This window comes from Acidocella facilis ATCC 35904, assembly GCF_000687875.1.
GTDB lineage: Bacteria > Pseudomonadota > Alphaproteobacteria > Acetobacterales > Acetobacteraceae > Acidocella > Acidocella facilis.
The window spans coordinates 76,121-96,342 of sequence record NZ_JHYG01000006.1 but is presented as its reverse complement, the minus strand read 5'-3'; the positions used below and the strand labels follow the sequence as shown (position 1 = coordinate 96,342).

General features: G+C 67.1%; 18 protein-coding genes. 12 read left to right on the top strand and 6 right to left on the bottom strand.

The window, feature by feature from the left end; translation table 11 throughout:
* Positions 1 to 188: 188 nt before the first annotated feature.
* From T331_RS17975 to T331_RS17960, 4 genes are all read right to left on the bottom strand, one after another.
* Positions 189 to 1,175 carry an ABC transporter substrate-binding protein gene (locus tag T331_RS17975; protein ID WP_051622293.1) on the bottom strand — a complete coding sequence of 329 codons (987 nt, stop codon included), beginning with the start codon at positions 1,173 to 1,175 and terminating at the stop codon, positions 189 to 191.
* On the bottom strand, positions 1,172 to 1,750 hold the full coding sequence (locus tag T331_RS17970) for an ANTAR domain-containing response regulator (RefSeq protein WP_035179784.1): 579 nt from the start codon (positions 1,748 to 1,750) through the stop codon (positions 1,172 to 1,174). Before T331_RS17970 ends, T331_RS17975 begins: the two co-directional genes overlap by 4 nt.
* A 215-nt stretch (positions 1,751 to 1,965) precedes the next feature.
* A complete protein-coding gene (locus T331_RS19190) occupies positions 1,966 to 3,390 on the bottom strand; it encodes a tetratricopeptide repeat protein (protein WP_162173899.1) in 1,425 nt (474 codons plus the stop codon).
* Between the two features lie 232 nt (positions 3,391 to 3,622).
* Positions 3,623 to 4,885 (bottom strand): SEL1-like repeat protein, encoded by a 1,263-nt coding sequence (locus T331_RS17960; RefSeq protein WP_162173898.1) that lies wholly within the window; start codon positions 4,883 to 4,885, stop codon positions 3,623 to 3,625.
* A gap of 220 nt (positions 4,886 to 5,105) precedes the next feature.
* Between T331_RS17960 and T331_RS17955 the strand changes: the two genes are divergently transcribed.
* On the top strand, positions 5,106 to 6,044 hold the full coding sequence (locus tag T331_RS17955; RefSeq protein WP_155992673.1) for a PCC domain-containing protein: 939 nt from the start codon (positions 5,106 to 5,108) through the stop codon (positions 6,042 to 6,044).
* Here the strand turns inward: T331_RS17955 and T331_RS0109470 are convergent.
* A complete protein-coding gene (locus T331_RS0109470; protein ID WP_026439834.1) occupies positions 6,028 to 7,071 on the bottom strand; it encodes a tartrate dehydrogenase in 1,044 nt (347 codons plus the stop codon). The genes T331_RS17955 and T331_RS0109470 overlap by 17 nt on opposite strands.
* 321 nt (positions 7,072 to 7,392) lie before the next feature.
* Here T331_RS0109470 and T331_RS0109465 point away from each other — a divergent pair, with 321 nt between their 5' ends.
* The 11 genes from T331_RS0109465 (at position 7,393) to T331_RS0109415 (ending at position 18,966) form a co-directional block, all read left to right on the top strand.
* The gene (locus T331_RS0109465; RefSeq protein WP_026439833.1) at positions 7,393 to 8,634 is read left to right on the top strand and encodes an ABC transporter substrate-binding protein; all 1,242 of its coding nucleotides are present in this window, start codon (positions 7,393 to 7,395) and stop codon (positions 8,632 to 8,634) included.
* Between the two features lie 69 nt (positions 8,635 to 8,703).
* Positions 8,704 to 9,570 (top strand): branched-chain amino acid ABC transporter permease, encoded by an 867-nt coding sequence (locus T331_RS0109460; RefSeq protein WP_026439832.1) that lies wholly within the window; start codon positions 8,704 to 8,706, stop codon positions 9,568 to 9,570.
* Positions 9,567 to 10,595 (top strand): branched-chain amino acid ABC transporter permease, encoded by a 1,029-nt coding sequence (locus tag T331_RS17950; RefSeq protein WP_051622289.1) that lies wholly within the window; start codon positions 9,567 to 9,569, stop codon positions 10,593 to 10,595. The genes T331_RS0109460 and T331_RS17950 overlap by 4 nt, the downstream gene beginning before the upstream one ends.
* On the top strand, positions 10,592 to 11,317 hold the full coding sequence (locus T331_RS0109450) for an ATP-binding cassette domain-containing protein (RefSeq protein WP_008495445.1): 726 nt from the start codon (positions 10,592 to 10,594) through the stop codon (positions 11,315 to 11,317). Before T331_RS17950 ends, T331_RS0109450 begins: the two co-directional genes overlap by 4 nt.
* Positions 11,314 to 12,024, top strand: coding sequence for an ABC transporter ATP-binding protein (locus T331_RS0109445; protein WP_026439831.1), 711 nt, complete (start codon positions 11,314 to 11,316; stop codon positions 12,022 to 12,024). The genes T331_RS0109450 and T331_RS0109445 overlap by 4 nt, the downstream gene beginning before the upstream one ends.
* A 23-nt stretch (positions 12,025 to 12,047) precedes the next feature.
* Positions 12,048 to 13,601, top strand: a complete 1,554-nt coding sequence (locus tag T331_RS0109440; RefSeq protein ID WP_026439830.1) for an amidase — start codon at positions 12,048 to 12,050, stop codon at positions 13,599 to 13,601.
* A 45-nt stretch (positions 13,602 to 13,646) separates the two neighbouring features.
* Entirely contained in the window at positions 13,647 to 14,402 is a 756-nt protein-coding gene (locus tag T331_RS0109435; RefSeq protein WP_026439829.1) for a DeoR/GlpR family DNA-binding transcription regulator, read from the top strand.
* Positions 14,374 to 15,657 (top strand): M20 family metallo-hydrolase, encoded by a 1,284-nt coding sequence (locus T331_RS0109430; RefSeq protein ID WP_026439828.1) that lies wholly within the window; start codon positions 14,374 to 14,376, stop codon positions 15,655 to 15,657. The genes T331_RS0109435 and T331_RS0109430 overlap by 29 nt, the downstream gene beginning before the upstream one ends.
* 17 nt (positions 15,658 to 15,674) lie before the next feature.
* Entirely contained in the window at positions 15,675 to 16,595 is a 921-nt protein-coding gene (locus tag T331_RS0109425) for a phosphotransferase family protein (protein WP_244876929.1), read from the top strand.
* A gap of 10 nt (positions 16,596 to 16,605) precedes the next feature.
* Positions 16,606 to 17,541 (top strand): choline kinase family protein, encoded by a 936-nt coding sequence (locus T331_RS0109420; RefSeq protein WP_035179848.1) that lies wholly within the window; start codon positions 16,606 to 16,608, stop codon positions 17,539 to 17,541.
* Between the two features lie 36 nt (positions 17,542 to 17,577).
* The gene (locus T331_RS0109415) at positions 17,578 to 18,966 is read left to right on the top strand and encodes an amidase (protein ID WP_026439825.1); all 1,389 of its coding nucleotides are present in this window, start codon (positions 17,578 to 17,580) and stop codon (positions 18,964 to 18,966) included.
* A gap of 84 nt (positions 18,967 to 19,050) precedes the next feature.
* On the opposite strand, the gene T331_RS0109410 is transcribed toward T331_RS0109415, so the two are convergent.
* Positions 19,051 to 20,205: a glycosyltransferase gene (locus T331_RS0109410; RefSeq protein WP_026439824.1), complete on the bottom strand. Its 1,155-nt coding sequence runs from the start codon at positions 20,203 to 20,205 to the stop codon at positions 19,051 to 19,053.
* Between the last annotated feature and the right edge of the window lie 17 nt (positions 20,206 to 20,222).

Below are 20,222 nucleotides of genomic sequence, written 5' to 3'. Positions count from 1 at the left end.
GGGCAACCCCATCCGCCTGCCCGATCCTCTTTGACCGGGCGGCCTGCGGGCAACGCGCCGCATGAGCTGTTAGACCAGAATGGCGCGCCGGGATTCAATCGGGATTTTGATTAAAAATGCACGCCTGAAACGAGATTTGATTTTATTTCAGCAAATCATGGTAATAAAAAATTCTATCAGCCGATTTTTTAATCAAAATTGGCATTCGCAGGCGGTTCCGCGATGTCGCGCGCCTCGCCGCCGGCGCGCAGGAACAGGTCCGGGCGGTAGAGCTGCGCGGCCAGCGCCTCCAGCCCGGCGGGGGCGCGGCCCCAGAGCTGCATTTGCCGCGCATACCATTGGCCGTAAGCCGGGGCCGGGTAAGGGGCGGTGAAAGCGGGGCCGCCTTGCGCCGGGTCCAGCGCCGCCAGCAGCAGCGGCGCCGGAAGGTCCAGATATTCCGGCCGGGCCAGCAGCTGGCTGAGGGCCTGGCGGCCGTCCGGCGCGGCGCAGAGGCGCTGGGCGTGCAGCAGCACGCGCAGCAGTGCGTCCAGCCGCGCCGCCTCGGCATTGGCGAAATCGGCGCGCAGGGCCAGGCATTTTTCCGGATGGTCGGGCCAGATGTCGCGGCTGAGGGCGGCGGTGAAGCCCAGCCCCGCCTTTGCCGCCACCAGCCCCCAGGGCGCGCCGGCGCAGAATCCGTCAATGGCGCCGGCGGCGAGCGCGCCGACCATTTCCGCCGGCGGCAGCACGGTGATGTCGACATCGCGTTCCGGCATCACGCCCTGCCCCGCGAGCCAATGGCGCAGCAGCAGGTCATGCGAGGAAAACCCGTGCACCACCGCCAGGCGCGGCCGCTTCGCCGCCGCCACCGCCTCGATGCCGCCCGCCGCGAAGGCGCTTTGCGCGGACGCCGCCAGGGTGATCGCGTTGCCGTTGCTGGACAGGCTCATCGGCACCGCGAGATCAATCTTCGCCCCGCGCAGCCCGCCGGCGCAGGCCAGCGCCAGCGGCGCCAGCATCACCGCCCCATCCAGCAGGTTGAAGGCGAGCTTGTCGGCGATATTCGCCCAGGAGGGCTCGACCGACAGTGCCACGTTGAGCCCGGCAGCGGCGAACAGCCCCTCATGCGCGGCGAGGATCACCGGGGCGGCGTCGCAGAGCCGCAGCAGGCCGAGACGGATCACATCATTCATGGTTTCTGCCCTTGCCGCGTCTGTGCGGCCAAATAATCCGCCGCGACCTCCGCCAGGCGTTTCTGCTGGTCCATGGCGCGGCGTTGCAGGAAGCGATGCGCCGCCGGCTCGCTCATGCGCTCCTCCTTCATCAGCAGGCGCTTGGCGGCGTCGATGGCGCGGCGCTGCTCCGCCTGTTCCTCCACCTCCTGCAATTTCGCCGTCGCCTGCTGGTTGCGCTGAAAGAAGGCGACGGCGAGGCGCATCACCAGCTTGGCGGCGTCCGGCGCCACATCCTGGCCGTGATAGGAGCTGACGCCGGCGCTGATCGCCTCCTGCATGAAGGCGGGGTCGGAACCGTCCAGGAACATCACCACCGGAGGGGTGCCGCCCTGGGCGGGCAGGGAATCCAGCATGTCGCGATCCGGCCTTGCCATGTCCACCAGCACCACATCCGGGCGCAGCCGCTCCACCTCGGCCAGCAACGAGGCGTCAGTGGCCAGGGCGATGATGGAAAATGCGGCATCGAGCCGGGTGAACTGGGCAGAGAGTGCCTCACGACGGGCCGCGTTGGAATCGGCGAGCAGGATTTTCATGGCGAGGCGCGGTCCATGCGCTCTGGCTCAGCAACTTTCCTGCCAAAGCGGCGCGCGGCGCTGGCCGCGCCGTTCGCCTGTTAGAGCAATATGCGTTGAGGTTGACGCGGCAGCGTCACCCTGAACGCATGAAATTGCTCGCTAAAACATGAGTAGAGCGCGTGGGTGTAAACCCATCTCGCTCTCGAGTCCGGGATTCGGGGCCGCCGGAGGGGTTACGGCCCCGAGCTGGGCTGGAATTCGGTCTTGGTCGCGGCGGGAAGCTGCAGGGCTGGCGAGGGCAGCTGGGGCGACGCGGCGGCCGGCGGCGGGCTGGATGTGGCCGGGGCCGGCTGAGCGGGGGCGGCCGGCGCAGGCATCGGCGGCACCGGAGCCGGGGGCGGAGTGAGAGGGGTGGGTTGCGCCGCTTCAGGGTGAACCGGGGCGGGCGGGATGGCAGGGGCCGGGGACGGGTGCGGCGCCTCCTGCTGCACGGGCTTGCTGACGGCCTCATGCGGCGCCGGGGACGGCTTCGGGGTCGGCGCCGATGCTGTCGGCTTGGCGGGATGGGACGGCGCGGCGGGGTGCTTGGCGGCCGCCGCAGGCTTTTGCGGGTGCGGCGCCGGGCGCGCCGGCTTTGCGACATGGAGCTTGCGCGCGCGCGGGTGCGGCGGGCGATGATAGGCTCTGGCCCGCGCATGCGCCGGCGGCGGCAGCGGGAGGGGCGCGGAGGCGGGCGCGGGCAGCGGAATGGTGGATGCGGGCGGGGCGGCGGGGTGCGGGCTCACCGCCAGCATCGTCCAGTACACCGAGGTCTGCGCATCCTTGGGCACGCCTTCGCCGTTCAGATAGGCCTGGCCCAGGCTGGTCTGCGCCGCCTGGTTGCCCTGCGTGGCGGCGCGCCGCCACCAATAGACCGCCTGGGCCGGGCTGCGGGCCACACCGGCCCCGGCGGCGTAGGCATCGCCCAGCGCGTTCTGCGCGGCGGCGAGATTTTGCGCGGCGGCCTTGGCCAACCATTGCGCGGCCAGGCGCTGATCCTGGGTGACGCCGCGCCCCTGGGCGTAATCCTCGCCCAGCCGATATTCGGCCTGCGCGTCACCCTGGGCGGCAGCGGCGGCGAAATAGCTTTGCGCCTTGGCATCGTCATGCGGCACGCCCTGGCCGGCGGCGTAATATTGCCCCAGCGCCGCCTGCGCCTGGGCATCGCCGGCATCGGCGGCTTGTTCATACCAATGGCTGGCCTTGGCATCGTCGCGCGGCACGCCGATCCCTTGCGCATAGGCATTGCCCAGCGCCAGCGCTGCGCCGGCATCGCCCTGGGCCGCGGCCTTGGCGAACCAGTAGGCGGCGGCGGCCTCATCCTTCGGCACGCCCTGGCCAACCGCATACATGCGGGCGAGCCGGTCCTGCGCCGCCACATCCCCCAGCTTCGCGGCGCGGCCATACCAGAAGGCGGCATTGGCGAAGCTCTGCGGCAGGCCGGTGCCGGCATAATAGGCATCGCCCAGGGCGCGGGCGGCGGCGGCGTTCAGCGGCGGCAGCGGCGCGGCTTGGGCGGGGGCGGCGGGCACCGCCGGTTGTGCCCGCGCGGCGCCCCCGAGCAGGCCCAGCGCCAAAGCCAGGGGGGCAAGAAGCCGCGCGGTACGTCCATCAACCATCATCGTTCGACCTTTTCCGGCGCATCCGGCGGCAAGCGGGTTACGCCATCATTACGGCGCGTTCATGCAATGAGTGTGTATTCAATTCCGGGCCCTGTTGTATAGAGCAATATGTGTTGAGGTTGACGCGACAGCGTCAAGATAAATACATGAAATTGCTCGCCAAAACATAGGCAGAGCGAGGGGGTGTCAACCCATCTCGCTCTGCCGCCGGCGGCCAGATTCAGCAGCGCTACGGTCCGGCGGGCAGCTGCCCCGCCGCTGCCTGGGCCTGCGCGGCGGCGAGCGCGGCGGGCGCCATGCGCGCGGCCAGGGCATCGCGGGCAGTGGCCGCCTCCGCCTCGCCATGCGCGGCGGCCAGCGCCAGCCACACATAGGCCTTGGTGAAATCGACATTCACCCCTTCGCCATTCTGGTAAAGCAGCCCCAGGCTCAACTGCGCCTCGGCCGCGCCCTGGCGGGCCGCCTTGGCGAACCAGCTGGCGGCCTGCCCGGCATCCCGGGGGACGCCACGGCCGTAATAATACAGGATGGCGAGATTGGTCTGCGCCACCGGATCACCCGCCTGCGCCGCCTTCCGCGACCAATAGGCGGCCTTGCCGTAATCCTGCTTCACGCCGCGCCCGGCATCGTACATCACCGCCAGATCGGTCTGCGCCACTTCATCGCCCTGGGCGGCGGCTTTCTCGTACCAATAGGCCGCCTCGGCGGGATCCTGGCTGACGCCCTGGCCGCTGCTATAGAGCCCGCCCAGCTGCTTCTCGGCATCCACCTCGCCCTGCGCCGCCGCCTTGGCGAACCAGCTCGCGGCCTCGGCATCATCCTTGGGCACGCCCTCGCCGGTGGCATAGAGCGTGCCCAGCTGGTCCTGGGTATAGGCATCGCCCTGATCAGCGGCCTTGCGGTACCATTGCGCCGCCAGCGCGGCATCGCGCGGCACGCCGTCGCCGGTGCGGTAATGGGTGCCGAGCCGGCTCTGCGCCACCGCATCGCCCTGGGCGGCGGCCTTGGCGTACCATTCCACCGCCTTCGCGGGGTCGCGGCGCACCCCCACCCCGGTATCATAGAGCTGCGCAAGATTGGTCTGCCCGGCCTGGTCGCCCAGGGCGGCGGCTTTCTCGAACCAGCGCGCGGCGCGGGCCGGGTCGCGCTTCACGCCGCGCCCGTCCTTGTAGTGAAACCCCAGATTATTCTGCGCCGGGGCGAAATTCTGCGCGGCGGCCTTTTCGTACCAGGAGACGGCTTCGCGCGGGTCGGTCTTCACGCCCTGGCCGCGATCATAGGCCAGGCCGAGATAATATTGCGCCTGCTTGTTGTTCTGGCGGGCGGCGCGGCGCAGCCAGAGCAGCCCCTGGGCCTCGTTTTTCGGCATGTCCTGGCCGGTCAGCTCATCCAGCCCGAGCAGGGTTTGCGCCACCGTGTTGCCGCGTTCGGCAAGCAAGCGGAGATCCTGCGGCGCATCGGCCCAGGCGGGCTGCGCGAGGGTCATCCCCATCAAGGCGATCGCCAAACACCGTCCGCGGCCCTTCATCTGTCCTCCCACACCCCGTCTGCGCCCCGGCCCAGCCGCCCCAAGCTAGGCCGGAAAGAGCGCCTTGTTCAATAGCTTGGCGCGGCGGCGCGGTGCGTGCTTGATGGCACCTGCCCCGGCGCGTAGCCTCACGCCAAGCCGCGCGGTCGTTACACGTTAAGCACGAGTTCGGGAAGGATCATCAGTGAGCGCATCCATGCAGGGCCTGCTGCCCGAGGGGCTGAGCAAATGCCTGCGCCAGCCTGGGACAGCGCGCCCGACGCGGCTTGAAAGTTTTCGATGCGCGCAACGGGTTTTCGATATCAGCCTGCAACCGGGCCTGACCCTGGCCGAGGCTGTCGGCGCGCAGGCGGCGCGCCATGGCATCACCGCCGGTGCGGTCACGCTGCAGGGCGCGGTGCTGGAGCCGATGCGCTTTGTGCTGCCGGCCTATGCCGAAACCGACCGGCACGTGGCCTATTACAGCGCCACGCACGCTCCTGAAGGCCCAGTGCGGCTGGAGGCGGCGACGGCGAGTTTCGGCTGCAAGGATGGCGCGGCCTTTCTGCATTGCCACGCGCTCTGGCGCGATGCGGCGGGGCGGGAGCTGGCCGGGCATATTCTGCCAAATGAGGCCCGCCTGGCGGCACCGCTGCAGGCCCGCCTTACCGGCACCGGCGAGGTGAGCCTGCAGGCGCGCTTCGACCCTGAGACCAATTTCACCTTGTTCCGGCCAGAAGCGGCGCCAGGCCATGGCGCGGCCGGCGGGCTGATCGTCGCGCAAATCGGCCCGAATGAGGATTTCATCAGCGCCATCGAGACGATCTGCCAGCGCCACGGGCTCCGGCAAGGACGGGTTTTGAGCGGGATTGGCAGCCTGATCGGGGTTAAGTTCGCGGATGGCCGGGAGATCCCGGCGCAGCCGACCGAGCTTTTGGTGCTGGAAGGCGAGATCCGTCCGGGGCCGGAGGGGGCGGGTGTCGCGGAGATCGGGATCGTGCTGGTCGATGTGGCGGGGCGGCTGCACCGGGGCCGGCCGGCGAAGGGGCTGAATCCGGTGCTGATCTGCGCCGAGCTGTTCATCGCGGATCACGCGGGCGTCCCGCCGGCGGAAATGGCGCGAACCCTCACCCCACCGCGCTGAGAATGGCGGCGGTGATCGCATCGGTCTTGTCCTGCCCCGGCCGGGTGCCGATGCCACGTGCCGTCACCGCCTCCACCGCCCGCATCACCCGCTTCGCCGCCGCCGGCTCACCCAGATGCTCCAGCATCATCGCCCCGGACCAGATCGAGGCGATCGGGTTGGCGATGCCCAGTGCCGCGATATCCGGCGCCGAGCCGTGGACCGGCTCGAACATCGAGGGCGAGGTGCGCGTCGGGTCGATATTGGCGGAGGCGGCGAAGCCCAGCCCGCCCTGAATCGCCGCCCCCAGATCGGTGAGGATATCGCCGAACAGGTTGGAGGCGACGACCACATCCAGGCTCTCCGGCGCCATCACCATCCGCGCCGCCATCGCGTCGATATGATACCGCGTCACCTCGACATCCGGGTAGTCCGCCGCCAGCAGATCGGTGATCTCGTCCCAGAACACCATGCTGTATTTCTGCGCGTTGGATTTGGTGACGGAGGCGAGCTTGCCGCGCCGGGCGCGGGCCTGCTCGAAGCCGAAGCGCAGGATGCGTTCCACCCCGGCGCGGGTGAAGATCGAGGTTTCCACCGCCACCTCATGCGCGCTGCCCTGATGCACCCGCCCGCCGGCGCCGGCATATTCACCCTCGGTGTTCTCGCGGATGCAGAGAATATCGAAGGTTTCGGCGCGCAGCGGCCCTTGCACCCCCGGCAGCAGCCTATGCGGGCGGATATTAGCATATTGCACGAAGGCCTTGCGGATCGGCAGCAGCAGCCCGTGCAGGGAGACCGAATCCGGCACGGTTTGCGGCCAGCCAACGGCGCCCAGCAGGATCGCATCGAAGCCGCGCAGACTCTCGATCCCATCTTCCGGCATCATCCGGCCGGTTTCAAGATAATAGGCGCAGGACCAGGGGAAGCTCTCCGCCGCCAGGGTGAAGCCCTCCGCCTTCGCCGCCGCCTGCAGCACCGCCCAGGCCGCCGCGATCACCGGGCCGCCAATCCCGTCTCCAGGGATCAATGCGATACGATAGGATGCCATCTCTTTGTCTCCTCACCTTCCGGGCGCGAGCTTAGAGCCGGATGATGTGGTTGGCCAAATGCCAGCAGCTTGCGCGCCCCCGGCATTTGGTAGCCGAAACGCTATGCAGACAAAAACCTGACCTGATTTCGAATTAGGCAAATGAAGTGGGTTTTCGACCATACCCGCCCACAGGGGCGGCAGCCCTGAAACAGCGCGCCGGCAAAGCGCTTGAAATGACTGATTTGCCCGGTTTGTGGATTCTTTGGCATTGGCTTTGCAACAGCTCTCCCATCAGGCGGGTCGGGCATTCCGGCTCATGCGGATCAAGGAGAGCCTTTCATGAAGACAAAGACCGTTAGCCGACGCAATGCCTTGAAGCTGGGGGCCGGCGCCGCCGGCGTGCTGGCGATGCCGTTCTATGCCCGCAACGCGCTGGCGGAGACCCCGATCAAGCTTGGCAGCCTGCTGGATTCCACCGGCACCATCGGCCTCGAAGGCAGCCGCATGACGCAGACCACGCAATATGCCGTGGATGTGCTGAACAAGGCCGGCGGCCTGCTGGGCCGGCCGATCCAGCTGATCAGCTACGACACCCAGTCCTCCATGCAGCTCTACTCGCAATATGCCCAGCAGCTGGTGCTGCAGGACAAGGTGGACGTGGTGCAGGGCGGCATCACCTCCGCCTCGCGCGAGGCCATCCGCCCGACGCTCGACCGTTTCAAGACGCTGTATTTCTACAACACCCAGTATGAAGGCGGCGTCTGCGACCATAATGTCTTCTGCACCGGCACCACTCCCTCGCAGACGGTGAGCCATGTGGTGGATTACGCCCTGAAGAACTGGGGCAAGAAATGCTACATCATCGCCGCCGATTATAATTACGGCCACATCACCGCGCAGTGGGTGCAGAAATATCTGAAGGATGGCGGCGCCAGCGCCGTCGCCACCGATTTCTTCCCGCTCGATGTCACCAATTTCGCCTCCGCGATCAGCCGCATCGAGCAGGCGAACCCGGATTTCGTCTTCTCCGCCTTGGTCGGCGCCAACCATTCCGGCTTCTACCGGCAGTGGGACGCCGCCGGGATGAAGAGCAAGATCCCGCTCGGCTCCTCGGTATTTGGCCTCGGCGACGAGCTGGTGAGCATGGATACCTCCACCACCAACGGCATCGTCACCAGCTTTGGCTATTACAACGATCTCGACAACCCGCAGAACGCCGCCTTCCTGAAGGGGATGGACGCGAAATTCCCTGGCAGCAGCAAGGATCTCTCCGAGCTGGACAGCGCCACCTATGACGGCATCATGCTCTGGGCGGAAGGGGTGAAGAAGGCCGGTTCGGTGGACCGTGCCAAGGTGATCAAGGCGCTGGAAAGCGGCATCTCGATCGACAGCCCGGCCGGGCATGTGACGCTGGACCCGCAGCTGCACGCCACCATCCGCACCGCCTACCTGGCCAAGCCGGTCGATCGCAAATGGGACATCATGGCGACCTTCCCGAACCAGACGCCGACCGATACCGGCACCCAATGCGATCTGATCAAGAACCCGCGCATGGCCAAGCAGTTCACGCCGAGCCTGTAAGCGCGACACTCACAGCCTACCCCGGGACCGCGCGGTCCCGGGGGCAACGCAAGCGAAGGAGGGCGGGCGATGGACCTGACCGGGCTTCTGGCCTTTAACGTTCTGAGCGGCATCGCGACATTCGTGCTGATCACGCTGGGGCTTGGCGTGATCTACGGGATGATGCGGATCATCAATCTCGCCCATGGCGAATTCATGATGCTCGGCGCCTATACCACGGTGAGCGCGGTGGGGGCGGGGGTGAATATCTGGATCGCCATGCTGGTGCTGCCGCCGCTCGTGGTGGGGCTGGTCGGGCTGGTGCTGGAACGCGCCCTCATCCGCTTTCTCTATGGCCGCATGATGGACATGATGCTCGCCACCTGGGGCGTCAGCCTCGGGCTGATCGGCATCAGCTCGACCATCTATGGCAATGTGGTGCGTGGCGTCACCGCGCCGCTGGGCGGGTTCAATATCGGCCGCTACGGCGCCAGCCTCTATAGCTTTGTCATCATCCTGGTCGCCATCGCCTGCCTGGTCGGGCTGTATGCGCTGCTGCGGCTGACCAAATTCGGGCTGATCCTGCGCGCGGCGATGCAGAATCCGCGCATGGCGGCGGCCCTCGGCATCAGCCCCTCCATCGTCTACATGGCCACCTTCACGCTGGGCGCCGCACTGGCGGGGCTGGCCGGCGGCGTGCTGGCGCCGATCTCAGGCATTTCCCCGAACATGGGCGCGGCCTACATCGCCAACGCCTTCATCACCGTGCTGGGCGGCGGCCCGGCGATCATCGCCGGCACCGGCATCGCCTCGGTGATCTTCGGCGCGATCAACCAGATCGTCTCCTTCGTCGCCAATCCCGTCCTGGGCACGGTCTCCCTGCTGGTCTTCGCGGTGATCATGATCCGTATTCTGCCGCAGGGCATCACCGGCCGCTTCTTTCGGAACAGCCTATGAAATTCAATTCAGCCTGGGCGGGCTTCATCGCCGTTCTCATCGCCGGTCTCGTCGTGCTGTTCGCGGTGCCGCAGATCGTCAGCCTGTTCGGCATCGTGCAGATGACCGTGTTCGTCGCCATGGCGATGTATGCGCTGAGCCAGGGCTTTCTCTGGGGCTTTGGCGGCATCATGTGCTTTGGCCAGGCCAGCTTTCTGGGGTTGGGCGCCTATGCCTACGCGATCACCGCGATCAATCTCGGCGACACCAGCTGGGGGATGCTGGCGGGGGTCGCGGTGCCGGCAATCTTCGCGCTGCTGCTTGGCTATTTCATGTTCTACGGGCGGATTTCGGATGCCTATATCGGCGTCATCACCCTCACCGTCAGCGTGATCCTGTTCCAGCTGATCAACTCCACCTCCGGCGCGCAATATCATATCGGCCAGGCGGAGCTGGGCGGGTTCAACGGCATCCCCTCGGTGCCAACGCTGAACATGCCGGGCGATGTCTCCAACGTGCTGAGCCCGACCGGCATCTGGTATGTCTCGATGGCGCTGCTGATCATCGTCTATGCGCTTTTGCGCCTGGCCCTGGCCAGCCGCTTCGGGCGGGTCGTGGTCGCCATTCGTGAAAACGAAACCCGCGCGATGCTGCTGGGCTATGATGCGCGGCTCTACAAGCTGCTGAGCTTCACCATCTCCGCCGCGATCGCCGGGCTGGCGGGCTGCATCTATGATAATTGGGGCGGCTTCATCAGCCCGACCATCTTCGGGCTGGCGATGTCGGCGGAGGTAATCATCTTCGTGCTGGTCGGCGGGCTGGGCACGCTGATCGGGCCGATCCTGGGCGGGGTCGGGCTGCAATATGTGATGAACCTGGCCGGCACGCAGCATAAGGTCGATCCCAATCTCGGGCTGGGCGTCGTCCTCGTCGCCTTCGTGCTGCTGGTGCCGCAGGGGGTGGTGCCGGTGATCCGCGACAAGGCCATGCAGCTTTTCATCCGGCGCGGCGCCAAGGCGGCGCGGATCCAGGAGACCAGCCCATGAGCGAGATCGTGCCGCTGCTCGAGGCCCGCAACGTGACGATGCGCTTTGGCGGCGTCACCGCCGTCGATGATGTCAGCCTGGTGCTAGGCGAGGTCGAGCTGCGCTGCCTGATCGGCCCGAACGGTGCCGGCAAGAGCACCTTTTTCAAAACCCTCACCGGCCAGCTGAACCCGACCGAAGGCAGGATCAAGCTGCGCGGCCAGGATGTGACCGGGCTGCTGCCCAACCAGATCGCCCGGCTGGGTGTTGGCATCAAGACGCAGATCCCCAACGTCTTCAACGGCCTCACCGCGTATGAGAATGTCCTTGTCGCGGCCCAGCGCGGGCGCAGTGCCGCAATGGCCAAGGCGATGGTGGAAAAAACCCTCGCCCGGTTGCGGCTGGAGCCTGTCGCCCGCCGCCAGGTCGGGCAGCTCGCCCATGGCCAGCGGCAATGGGTCGAAATCGCCACCGTGCTGGCGCAGGAGCCGGACCTGATCCTGCTCGACGAGCCGGCGGCGGGGATGACGCATGAGGAGGTCGAGCGCACCGCCGAGCTGATCAAGGAGATCAACCGCACCCAGGCGCTGGTGGTTGTCGAGCACGACATGCAGTTCATCCGCATGATCGCGCAGACGGTGACCGTGTTCAATCAGGGCAAGGTGCTGATGGAGGATCATGTCGACGCGGTGCTGGCGGACCAGCGTGTGCGCGATGTCTATATCGGAAAGGCGGCGGCATGAGCGCGGTTCTTGAGGTTTCGGGTCTGCGCGCCGGCTATGGCCGGGTGCCGATTCTGGGCGGCATCGGGCTGGCGGTGGAGGCGAACAGCTTCGTTGGCATTCTCGGCCATAACGGCATGGGCAAATCCACGCTGCTGCGCAGCTTGATGGGTTATCTGCCCGCCACCGGCGGCAAGGTGAGCTTTCAGGGCAAGGACATCACCAACCTCTCCACCACCGCGCGCGCCAAGGCCGGGCTCGGCTATGTGCCGCAGGGGCGCGAGATTTTCCCGGCCCTCTCGGTGATGGATAATCTGCGCATGGGCTGCCTTCTCGCCAAGGGCGAGGAGGCGCGGGTGATCGAGGATATCCTTGAGGATTTCCCGCGGCTGCGCCGCTTGCTGGACCGCCCGGGTGGCGCGCTCTCCGGCGGCGAGCAGCAATTGCTGGCGCTGGCCCGCTGCCTGTGCGCCAGCCCAAGCCTGATCCTGCTGGATGAGCCGACCGAAGGCATCCAGCCCTCGATCATCGAGGAAATGGCGGAGACGCTGCACACGCTGCGCCGCCGCCGCCCCTTCGCGATGCTGCTGGTCGAGCAGAAGCTGAGCTTCATCCAGGCCTGCGCGGAGCGCATCCTGATTTTGCAGAAGGGCATGATCACCGGCGAAATTCCTCCGGAGTCCATCGGTGATGCCAATGTCATCGCCGAATTCTCCGGCATGGCCTGAAAAAAACGGAAAGGAACAGAGGCATGTCAGCCACCATGGACGCGACCCTCAGCGACGAGACGCTGATCGAGATGACGCTGGAAGACGCCGCCGCCGCCTTTGCGCGCGGCGTCACCGCCGAAGCGCTGACCCATGCGTTTCTGCGGCGCATCGAAACCTATAATCCGCGCTATAACGCCATCATCACCATGAACCCCGAGGCGCTGGAGGAGGCCCGCGCGATCGACCGGCGGCGCGCCGCCGGCGAGGCGCTCGGCCCGCTGGCCGGGGTGCCGGTGGTGGTGAAGGATACGATGGACATGCAGGGCCTGCCGACCACGGCGGGCTGGCATTTCCTCTCCGCCCGGGCGGGCGGGGTGGACCTGATCCCGGAGACCGATTCACCGGTGGTGGCGCGGATGAAGGAAGCCGGCTGCGTCATTCTCGGCAAGACCAACGTGCCCATCCTCTCCGCCACCGGCACCCATGCCAGCAATAGCTGGGCCGGCCCGACGCTGAATGCCGCGGCACCCGACTACATGCCCGGCGGCAGCACCGCCGGCACCGCGACGGCGGTGGCCGCCAGCCTGGCCGTGCTCGGCCTGGCCGAGGAAACCGGCGGCTCGATCCAGAACCCCGCCTCGGCGCAGGGGCTGGTCGGCATCAAGCCGACCTTCGCGCTGGTGCCCAATAGCGGCGTGGTGCCGCTGGCCGGCTCCACCCGCGATGTCGTCGGCCCGATCGGCCGCACGGTGCGCGACGCGGCGCTGACGCTGGATGTCATTGCTGGCTATTGCTCTGAAGATCCGAAAACCGTCGCCGCCATCGGCAAGCTGCCGAAGGGCGGCTATGCCGCGAAGCTGAGCGAGACCGCGCTGCGGGGCAAGCGGATCGGGCTGTATGGCCCGGGCTGGCGCGCCAGCCCGCTTTCGCCGGAATGCACCAGCCTTTACGCCCGCGCCCAGCAGGAGCTGGCGGCGCGCGGCGCGGAGCTGCTGGACGACCCGTTCGCCGGCACCGGCTTCGCCGCCATCAGCAAGCCGATTTCCGACAAATACCAGTTCGATGCGCGTGGCATGGAATGCTGCCCGTATGACATGGAGCTGTATCTGCGCCGGCTCGGCCCCAGCGCCGCGATCCGGGATTACAAGAGCCTGGCGGCGCTGACCAAGGCGGAAGACCCGTATGCCGAAGGCGGGGTGATGGCCTATATGAGCTATCTCGCGGAGACCGCCTTCTCGCTGGAAAACCCGACCCTGCCGCCGCCGCTGCATGATTTCCTCAGCGCCAAGGAGGCCTATCTCGAAGTCGTCGCCGAGGTGTTCGCGCGGCATAAGCTGGACGCGCTGGTCTTCCCGCAGATGCGTGACGAGCTGCCGAAGCTGCACAGCGACGGGGTGATCAACGAGACCACCGTGTGCGAGATCAACATTGCCGGAATGCCGGTGGTGACCCTCCCCGCCGGCTATTACGCCTCCGGGGCGCCGTTCAATCTGGTGTTTGTCGGCCAACCCTGGAGCGAAGCCGAGCTGCTGGCCCTGGCGCATGATTATGAGCAGGCGACGAAACATCGCCGCGCGCCGGTGCTTTCCGTGTAAAGCCAGCCCAGAACGCCGGTACAAAGGCGAAACGGGAGGACCAGGATGCTGACCCATCATCGCCACCAGGAAATCATGGCCGCGCTGCATCAGGCGGGGCGGGTGGAGGTTGCCGGCATCGCCACGGTGCTGAGCGTGTCCGAGGAGACCATCCGGCGGGACATGAAGCTGCTGGAGGAGCAGGGGCTGCTGCGGCGCATCTATGGCGGCGCGGTCCTGCCCCGGCTGGACCAGGACCGGCCGCTGCTGGAACGCGGCAAGCTCAACGCCCGGGAAAAGGCCCGGGTGGGGCATCTGGCGCAGAAGCTGGTGCGCGATGGCATGTCGATCTTCATCGATAGCGGCACCAGCACGCTGGCCCTGGCGCGGGTGCTGGCCGGGCGCAGCATCAATGTCACCACCAACTCGATCAATGTGGCGCTGCTGCTGGGCGATGGGCCGGGGCGGGTCAATCTCACCCCGGGCACCTTGCGGCCCAAGGACAATGCGCTGGTCGGGTACGAGACCGTGGATTACGCCAGACGGTTTTATTTCGATATCGCCTTCATGGGGATCAGCACCGTCGACATCAACCATGGCTGGATGGATTACGAGGAGCATGAATCCGTGCTGCGCCGGGCACTCAAAAACCAGGCGCGGCGCGGCGTGATCCTGGTCGATTCCAGCAAATTCGGCCGCCAGGCCAATCTTCACACATTCGGGCTGCACGAGGCGCTGACCATCGTCACCGACCGGCCGCCGCCGCCCGCTTTCATGGAAGTTTTCAAACAGCATGACATCGAGCTCATCGCCACACCCTGACGCCTCGGCCCTGCTGGCGCTGCTGGACCGGTTTGCGGCCATCGGCGCGACCGCGGCGGGCGGGGTGACGCGGCTTTGCGGCTCGCCCGAGGATGGCCAGGCGCGCGCGCTGTTCCGCAGCGTCGCGCTGGCGGCGGGGGCGCGGGTGACGATTGATGAGGTCGGCAACCAGTTCGCGTTGTTCCCCCTGGCGCAGGGCGCGGCACCGGCGGTGATGATGGGCTCGCATCTGGACACCCAGATGCGCGCCGGCCGGTTCGATGGCACGCTGGGCGTCGCCACCGCCTTGTGCGTCGGCGAGGCGCTGCTGCAGGCGCGCCGGCAAGGGGCGGGCTTCAACGCCGATTTCATCGCGGTGAACTGGACCAATGAGGAAGGCGCGCGGTTCCGGCCGAGCCTGCTGGGCAGCGGCACCTATGCCGGCAGCTTCACCCCGGATTATGCGCTGTCGCGCTGTGACGATCAGGGGGTGAGCCTGGGCGCGGCGCTGGGCGCGATCGGGTCTCTCGGCACCGATCTGCCGCCCCCTGCCCCGGCCTGCTATCTGGAGCTGCATATCGAGCAGGGCAGCGTGCTTGAGGAGGCGAAGGCGCGCATCGGCATCGTCACCGGCAATTGGAGCGCGCTGAAGCTGGAGGCGCTGTTTCTGGGCGAGCAGGCCCATACCGGCCCGACCCCGATGGCCCGGCGGCGCGATGCGCTGCTCGGCGCGGCCTATGCCATCGCCGGCATTCGCGCGGTGGCGGAGCGCTGGCCGGGGGAGGTTCACACCGCCGTCGCCCGGCTGCTGGTGGAGCCGAATTCCGCCAATGTGGTGCCGGCACGGGTCAGCCTGGCGGTGGAAGTGCGGGCCCGCAGCAATGAGATTCTGGAGCAGGCGGTGACGGCGGCGGAAGCGGCGCTGCGGGCCGCCGCCGCCCAGGCCGGGGTGGGCTACGAGGTTGCGGCGCGGGCGCAACGCCCGGTGCAGCGCCTGCCGGAGGGCCCCGCCGCGCTGGTGCGGGCCTGCGCCCAGGCGGCGCGGCTGGAATGGCTGGAGATGAGCACGGTGGCCGGGCATGACGCGCTGAGCCTGCTCTCGATCTGCCCGGTGGGGTTGATGTTCGTGCCCAGCATTGGCGGCATCACCCATAACGAGGCGGAGGACACCGCCGCCCCGGATCTCGCGGCCGGGTTCGAGGTGGCGCTGCGCGCGGCCTCCGGGCTGTGCCACGCGAAGGCGGTGCCGGAAGCGGCATTGGCGTTGCGCGCATGAGCGCGGCGGAGATGGGCATGGCAGAAACAGCGGATCTGCGGGCGCGGCTGGCGCCCTTGTTCCCGGGACGCGAGATCAGCCTGCAGCCGGCGGCGGCCCCGGTGGCCTCGCCGCTGCACCGGGCGGTGGCCTCCGCCTGCGTGCTGGCCCAGCCGGACGGCGCGGCGCCGCTATTCCTGAAGCTGGCGCACCTGGACATGCAGGATGATCTGCTGGATACGGATGGCGCCGCCGCCCGCCTGGCGGCGCGGGCCGGGGTGGCGCCGGACCTGGTGCTGGCGCGGCCGGGTCTGCTCGGCTTTGCCTATCTCGCCCCGCCCTGGCGCTATGCCCGCACCGGCGATCTGCAGCCCCCCGCCACGCTTGCCGCCGTGCTCGCCGCCAAAAAACGCCTGCATGAGGGCGACAATCTGGGGCGGCGCTTCTGCCCGTTCACCCGGATCGCGCAGCTGCAGGCCCAGGCCGAGGCGGCGCAGGTGCCCCTGCCGGCGGAAACCGCGCCGCTGCTGCGCCAGGCCGCGCTGATCCAGCAGGCGCTGATCGCGTCGGGCATGGATCTTCGCTTCTGCCATAACCATGCCGCCGCCTCGAACATCATGCTGAACGGCAGCCAGGTGATGCTGGTGGATTTCGATATCGGCGGCGATAACGACCCTTGGTACGATGTCGGCGCGCTGCTCAACGAGGTTTGCGATTTCGACGCGCCGCGTCGCGCCGCCATCGAAGCCTATGCCGGGCGCTGTGACGAGGCGCTGTTTGCCCGCTGCCGGCTTTACGGGGCGGTGGATGATCTGATGTGGGGGCTCTGGGGGCTCACCCGCGCCGTGACCGCGCCACGCGAGGGCATCGAGTTCTGGAAATACGGCACCTGGCGGCTGTTCCAGGCCCGCACCACGATGACAATGCGGGATTTTGAGCTCTGGCTGCGGACGGTATGAGGTGCTGGTGATGTGGAAACAGACAGGCGAGGCCAGCACCGAGGACGAGCACCGCATCGAGGCGGTGCTGGCCCAGGTTGACGCCTGGCGCGGCCAGACGATGCGCTACCGGCCGGTGGCGGGCGGCATCAGCAACCATAATTGGCGCGTCGCCGATGCGGCGGGTCAGGCTTTTTTTCTGAAAGTGCCAGGGCGCGGCACGGAGATGTTCGTCAGCCGCGAGGCCTCCAACGAAGCCAGCAGGCTGGCGCATGGCTGCGGCGTCGGGGTCGAGGTGGTCGAGTTTCTGCCGGCGGAGGGGGTGGAGATCTTCGCCTTCGCGCATGGCTACCGGGCCAGCTCCAACCTGGATTTCATGCGCGGAACGGTTCGCCATAACGCGGTGCGGGCCTTGCGCGCCTTCAATGATTCCCCCCGCCTGTCCCTCACCAAGACGGTGTTCGAGGCGATCGATGAGCATCTGGCGCAGATCGCCCAGGTGGGCGCGCGGCTGCCCGAGGATATCGCGCAGATGCGCCGCTGCGTGGCGGACGCACAGGACGCCTTGCAGGCCGCCGGGATGGATCTGGTGCCGTGCATGAACGACACGCTGGCCGGGAATTTCATGATCAACGCGGCGGATGAGCTGCTGCTGGTCGATTTCGAATACGCCACCAACAATGAACGCGCCTATGAGCTGGCGCTGTGGTTCACGGAAATGGCCTTCCCGGTGGAGATCGAGCAGGAGATGATCGAAGCCTATTTCGGCCGGCTGGACCGCGCCGCGCAGGCGCGGGTGAATGTGCTGAAGGGGCTGGCCGACATTAAATGGGCGAGCTGGGCGATGGTGCAGGAAGCGGTCTCGACGCTCGATTTCGATTTTCACAAATACGGCACCTGGAAATATCGTCGCGCCCGCACCCAGATCTACCATCCCGACTGGCCGGTCTGGCTGCGGCATATGTAAGCGACATCGTGAAGCTGACAGGCTGAAGAGGATGGCATGAAAGACCCTTATTTGCTGACCGCCACCGAACTGGCAGCGGCCTATCGCGCGCGCAGCCTGTCCCCCGTGGAGGCGGTGCAGAGCTGCCTGGCGCGGATCAAGGCGCTGGATGGGCATCTGCAGGCCTTCATCGAGCTGCATGAAACCGAAGCGCTGCTGGCGGCGCAGGCCGCGCACAAGGCGCTGCGGGCGGGATGTGATCTCGGGCCGCTGCATGGCGTGCCGGTGGGGTTGAAAGACCTCGTGGCGGTGCAAGGCAAGATCTGGACGGCGGGATCGAAGATCCATCTGCACCGGCGCGCGCCCTATACCGCCACGCTGGCGCAGAAGCTGATGGCGGCGGGCGCCATCTCGCTCGGCAAGCTGCACAGTGTGGAATTCGCCTTCGGCGCCTGGGGCACCAACCATCATCTCGGCACCCCGAAAAACCCCTGGAAGCCGCAGGGTCATTACACGCCGGGCGGCTCCTCTTCCGGCTCCGGCGTGGCGGTGGCGGCGCGGATGCTGCCGCTGGCGGTGGGCACGGATACTGGCGGCTCAGTCAGAATCCCCGCCGCCTTCAACGGCATCACCGGGCTGAAGGTGAGCTATGGGCGGATCAGCACGCAGGGGGTGGAAATGCTCTCGCCCTCGCTGGATACGCCCGGCCCGATGGCGCGCAGCGTCGAGGATGCGATGCTGATGTATCTCGCCATGCGCGGCCCGGATCCGCAGGATCCGGCGACGCTGGGCCTGCCGGCGGATGATCCGGCCGTCAGCCTGCATCTGGGGGTGCGCGATCTGCGGCTGGGCCGGATCGATCTGGGCGATTGCGGCTGCGCGGTCGAAGCCGACATGGTGGCCGCCTACGAGGACGCGCTACTCAGCTTCGCCCGGCTGGGGGCGAAGATCATCACCGTGAAACTGCCGCAGACGCTGGCGGAGCTGGCCGGCTTGTCGCAGATCCTGGCCGGGGAGGCCTATGGCGCGCATGGCGATCTGGCGGAGGACCCGGACAGCCCGATGGGCCCGGCCACGCGCGCGCGCATTCTCTCCGGCCGCATATCGGTGAAGGAGTATCTGCAGCTGGTCTGGCGCCGGCAGGAACTGACCGAGGCATATCTGGCGGCGATCGAGCCGGTGGAGGCGCTGATCCTGCCGACCACCCCGCACCCGGCGATTCCGCTGGCCGATGTCGATGAAAGCGGCGGGCCGAGCATCTTGACCCGGCCGATCAATCTCTTCGGCGGCTGCGCCCTGGCCCTGCCGAGCGGGATGAGCGGCGACGGGCTGCCGCTCTCGATCCAGATTTGCGGGCGGGCCTATGCGGAGGCGCTGGTGCTGCGCATCGGCCAGGCCTTTCAGCGCGCCACCACCTGGCATGAGCTGATCCCCCCGGAGCTGTGAACGCCATGAGCCGGTCCGGGCGGCATGGGCAGCGCCCGCGTTGAGGTCGCCGGAGTGCTACGGGCGCGGGGCCTTGCGTGAGCGTCAGCCCAACCCGACCGCGACGAGAATTTTGTCGACCTGACGCTCCGAGCCATAGCGATCATACACGTCGCTGGCCGCCTTTTCCGCGATCTCCGAGTAGGCTTCGGGCTTGCTGACAAGCTCGATGGCTTCCGCAAGCGCGAAATCCCATTCATGGGCCCGCGCCAGGCGCCCGGTCACGCCATCCTGGATCGCCTGCCGGAAGGGCAGTGTCGGGGTGGCGATGGTCCATGTGCCGACCGCCGCCGCTTCGAAGAATTTCAGCTCACTTTTGCAGTTGGTGAACAGATTATCCTGCAGCGGGGCGATGTTGATTTCCACCTCGGCGATGACGCGTTGCAGGTTCAACGGGTCCTGCAACGGCACGATTTCGACACGATCCATGAAGGGCTGCAACGCCTCCGAGGGCGGAGGAAAGCCTACGATGCGCAGCCGCACCGTGCTGTTTTCAGCCATCAGGCGCACCAAAGCAGGGATGGCGATGGCGAAATCCTTGTTGTGCGTCGGCGTGCCGCTGAAATATCCGATGGTGATGTCACCGGTTCCGTGAAACCCGCGCTTGCACTTGGCCGCCAGCAAGGCGCGCGAGACCTCTTCCTGATCGGGCGCGAAATAATTGGGAACGATGTGCACCGGCAGATGCGGAAACGCTTGCGAAATGCGCGCCGCCAGAAACGCGTTCGTGGTGATCGCAGCTTCACACAAACGTGCCGTCGCCGCCATGCGGCCAAAATAGGCGAACCAGAAATCCCAATGCACTTCGGCATCGGTCGGCTGGTCCAGCGTATCCAGCACCAGATGGACCTGGTTGATGTCGAACACCATATCGTCGCAGTCGAACAGCAATCTCGTACCCGCACCGTTCGCCGCGACAATCAGCCGCGCCAACGCGGCGTCGTAGCGGAACCGGCAGATGACAAGCACGTCGATCCCGGACAGCTCCTTGATCAGGACCGGAATATCCTGCCGCTCGAACCAGGCCGCGCCAATATCCGGGCGCATTTTTTCCAAAGTGGCGGCCGGGTTGAAACAGCGATAGCGAAAGGTGCTGGTATCGCGTTTTTCGTACAGCCAGGCGATCCTGGGGCGGCCGCGGCGCAGCGCATCGAGACGTGAGTCCAGGCTCTGATCGTCCCAGAGCATTTCTTTGGGCAAGGTTGCGTCAAGAAGAT

Coding starts and splice junctions, on each gene's coding strand:
- T331_RS0109450 (WP_008495445.1), top strand. CDS start 10,592: ATGAGCGAGATCGTGCCGCTGCTCGAGGCCCGCAACGTGACGATGCGC.
- T331_RS17950 (WP_051622289.1), top strand. CDS start 9,567: ATGAAATTCAATTCAGCCTGGGCGGGCTTCATCGCCGTTCTCATCGCC.
- T331_RS0109440 (WP_026439830.1), top strand. CDS start 12,048: ATGTCAGCCACCATGGACGCGACCCTCAGCGACGAGACGCTGATCGAG.
- T331_RS0109430 (WP_026439828.1), top strand. CDS start 14,374: ATGACATCGAGCTCATCGCCACACCCTGACGCCTCGGCCCTGCTGGCG.
- T331_RS0109465 (WP_026439833.1), top strand. CDS start 7,393: ATGAAGACAAAGACCGTTAGCCGACGCAATGCCTTGAAGCTGGGGGCC.
- T331_RS0109420 (WP_035179848.1), top strand. CDS start 16,606: ATGTGGAAACAGACAGGCGAGGCCAGCACCGAGGACGAGCACCGCATC.
- T331_RS0109445 (WP_026439831.1), top strand. CDS start 11,314: ATGAGCGCGGTTCTTGAGGTTTCGGGTCTGCGCGCCGGCTATGGCCGG.
- T331_RS17970 (WP_035179784.1), bottom strand. CDS start 1,750: ATGAAAATCCTGCTCGCCGATTCCAACGCGGCCCGTCGTGAGGCACTC.
- T331_RS0109470 (WP_026439834.1), bottom strand. CDS start 7,071: ATGGCATCCTATCGTATCGCATTGATCCCTGGAGACGGGATTGGCGGC.
- T331_RS19190 (WP_162173899.1), bottom strand. CDS start 3,390: ATGGTTGATGGACGTACCGCGCGGCTTCTTGCCCCCCTGGCTTTGGCG.
- T331_RS17975 (WP_051622293.1), bottom strand. CDS start 1,175: ATGAATGATGTGATCCGTCTCGGCCTGCTGCGGCTCTGCGACGCCGCC.
- T331_RS0109415 (WP_026439825.1), top strand. CDS start 17,578: ATGAAAGACCCTTATTTGCTGACCGCCACCGAACTGGCAGCGGCCTAT.
- T331_RS0109425 (WP_244876929.1), top strand. CDS start 15,675: ATGGCAGAAACAGCGGATCTGCGGGCGCGGCTGGCGCCCTTGTTCCCG.
- T331_RS0109435 (WP_026439829.1), top strand. CDS start 13,647: ATGCTGACCCATCATCGCCACCAGGAAATCATGGCCGCGCTGCATCAG.
- T331_RS0109460 (WP_026439832.1), top strand. CDS start 8,704: ATGGACCTGACCGGGCTTCTGGCCTTTAACGTTCTGAGCGGCATCGCG.
- T331_RS17960 (WP_162173898.1), bottom strand. CDS start 4,885: ATGGGGATGACCCTCGCGCAGCCCGCCTGGGCCGATGCGCCGCAGGAT.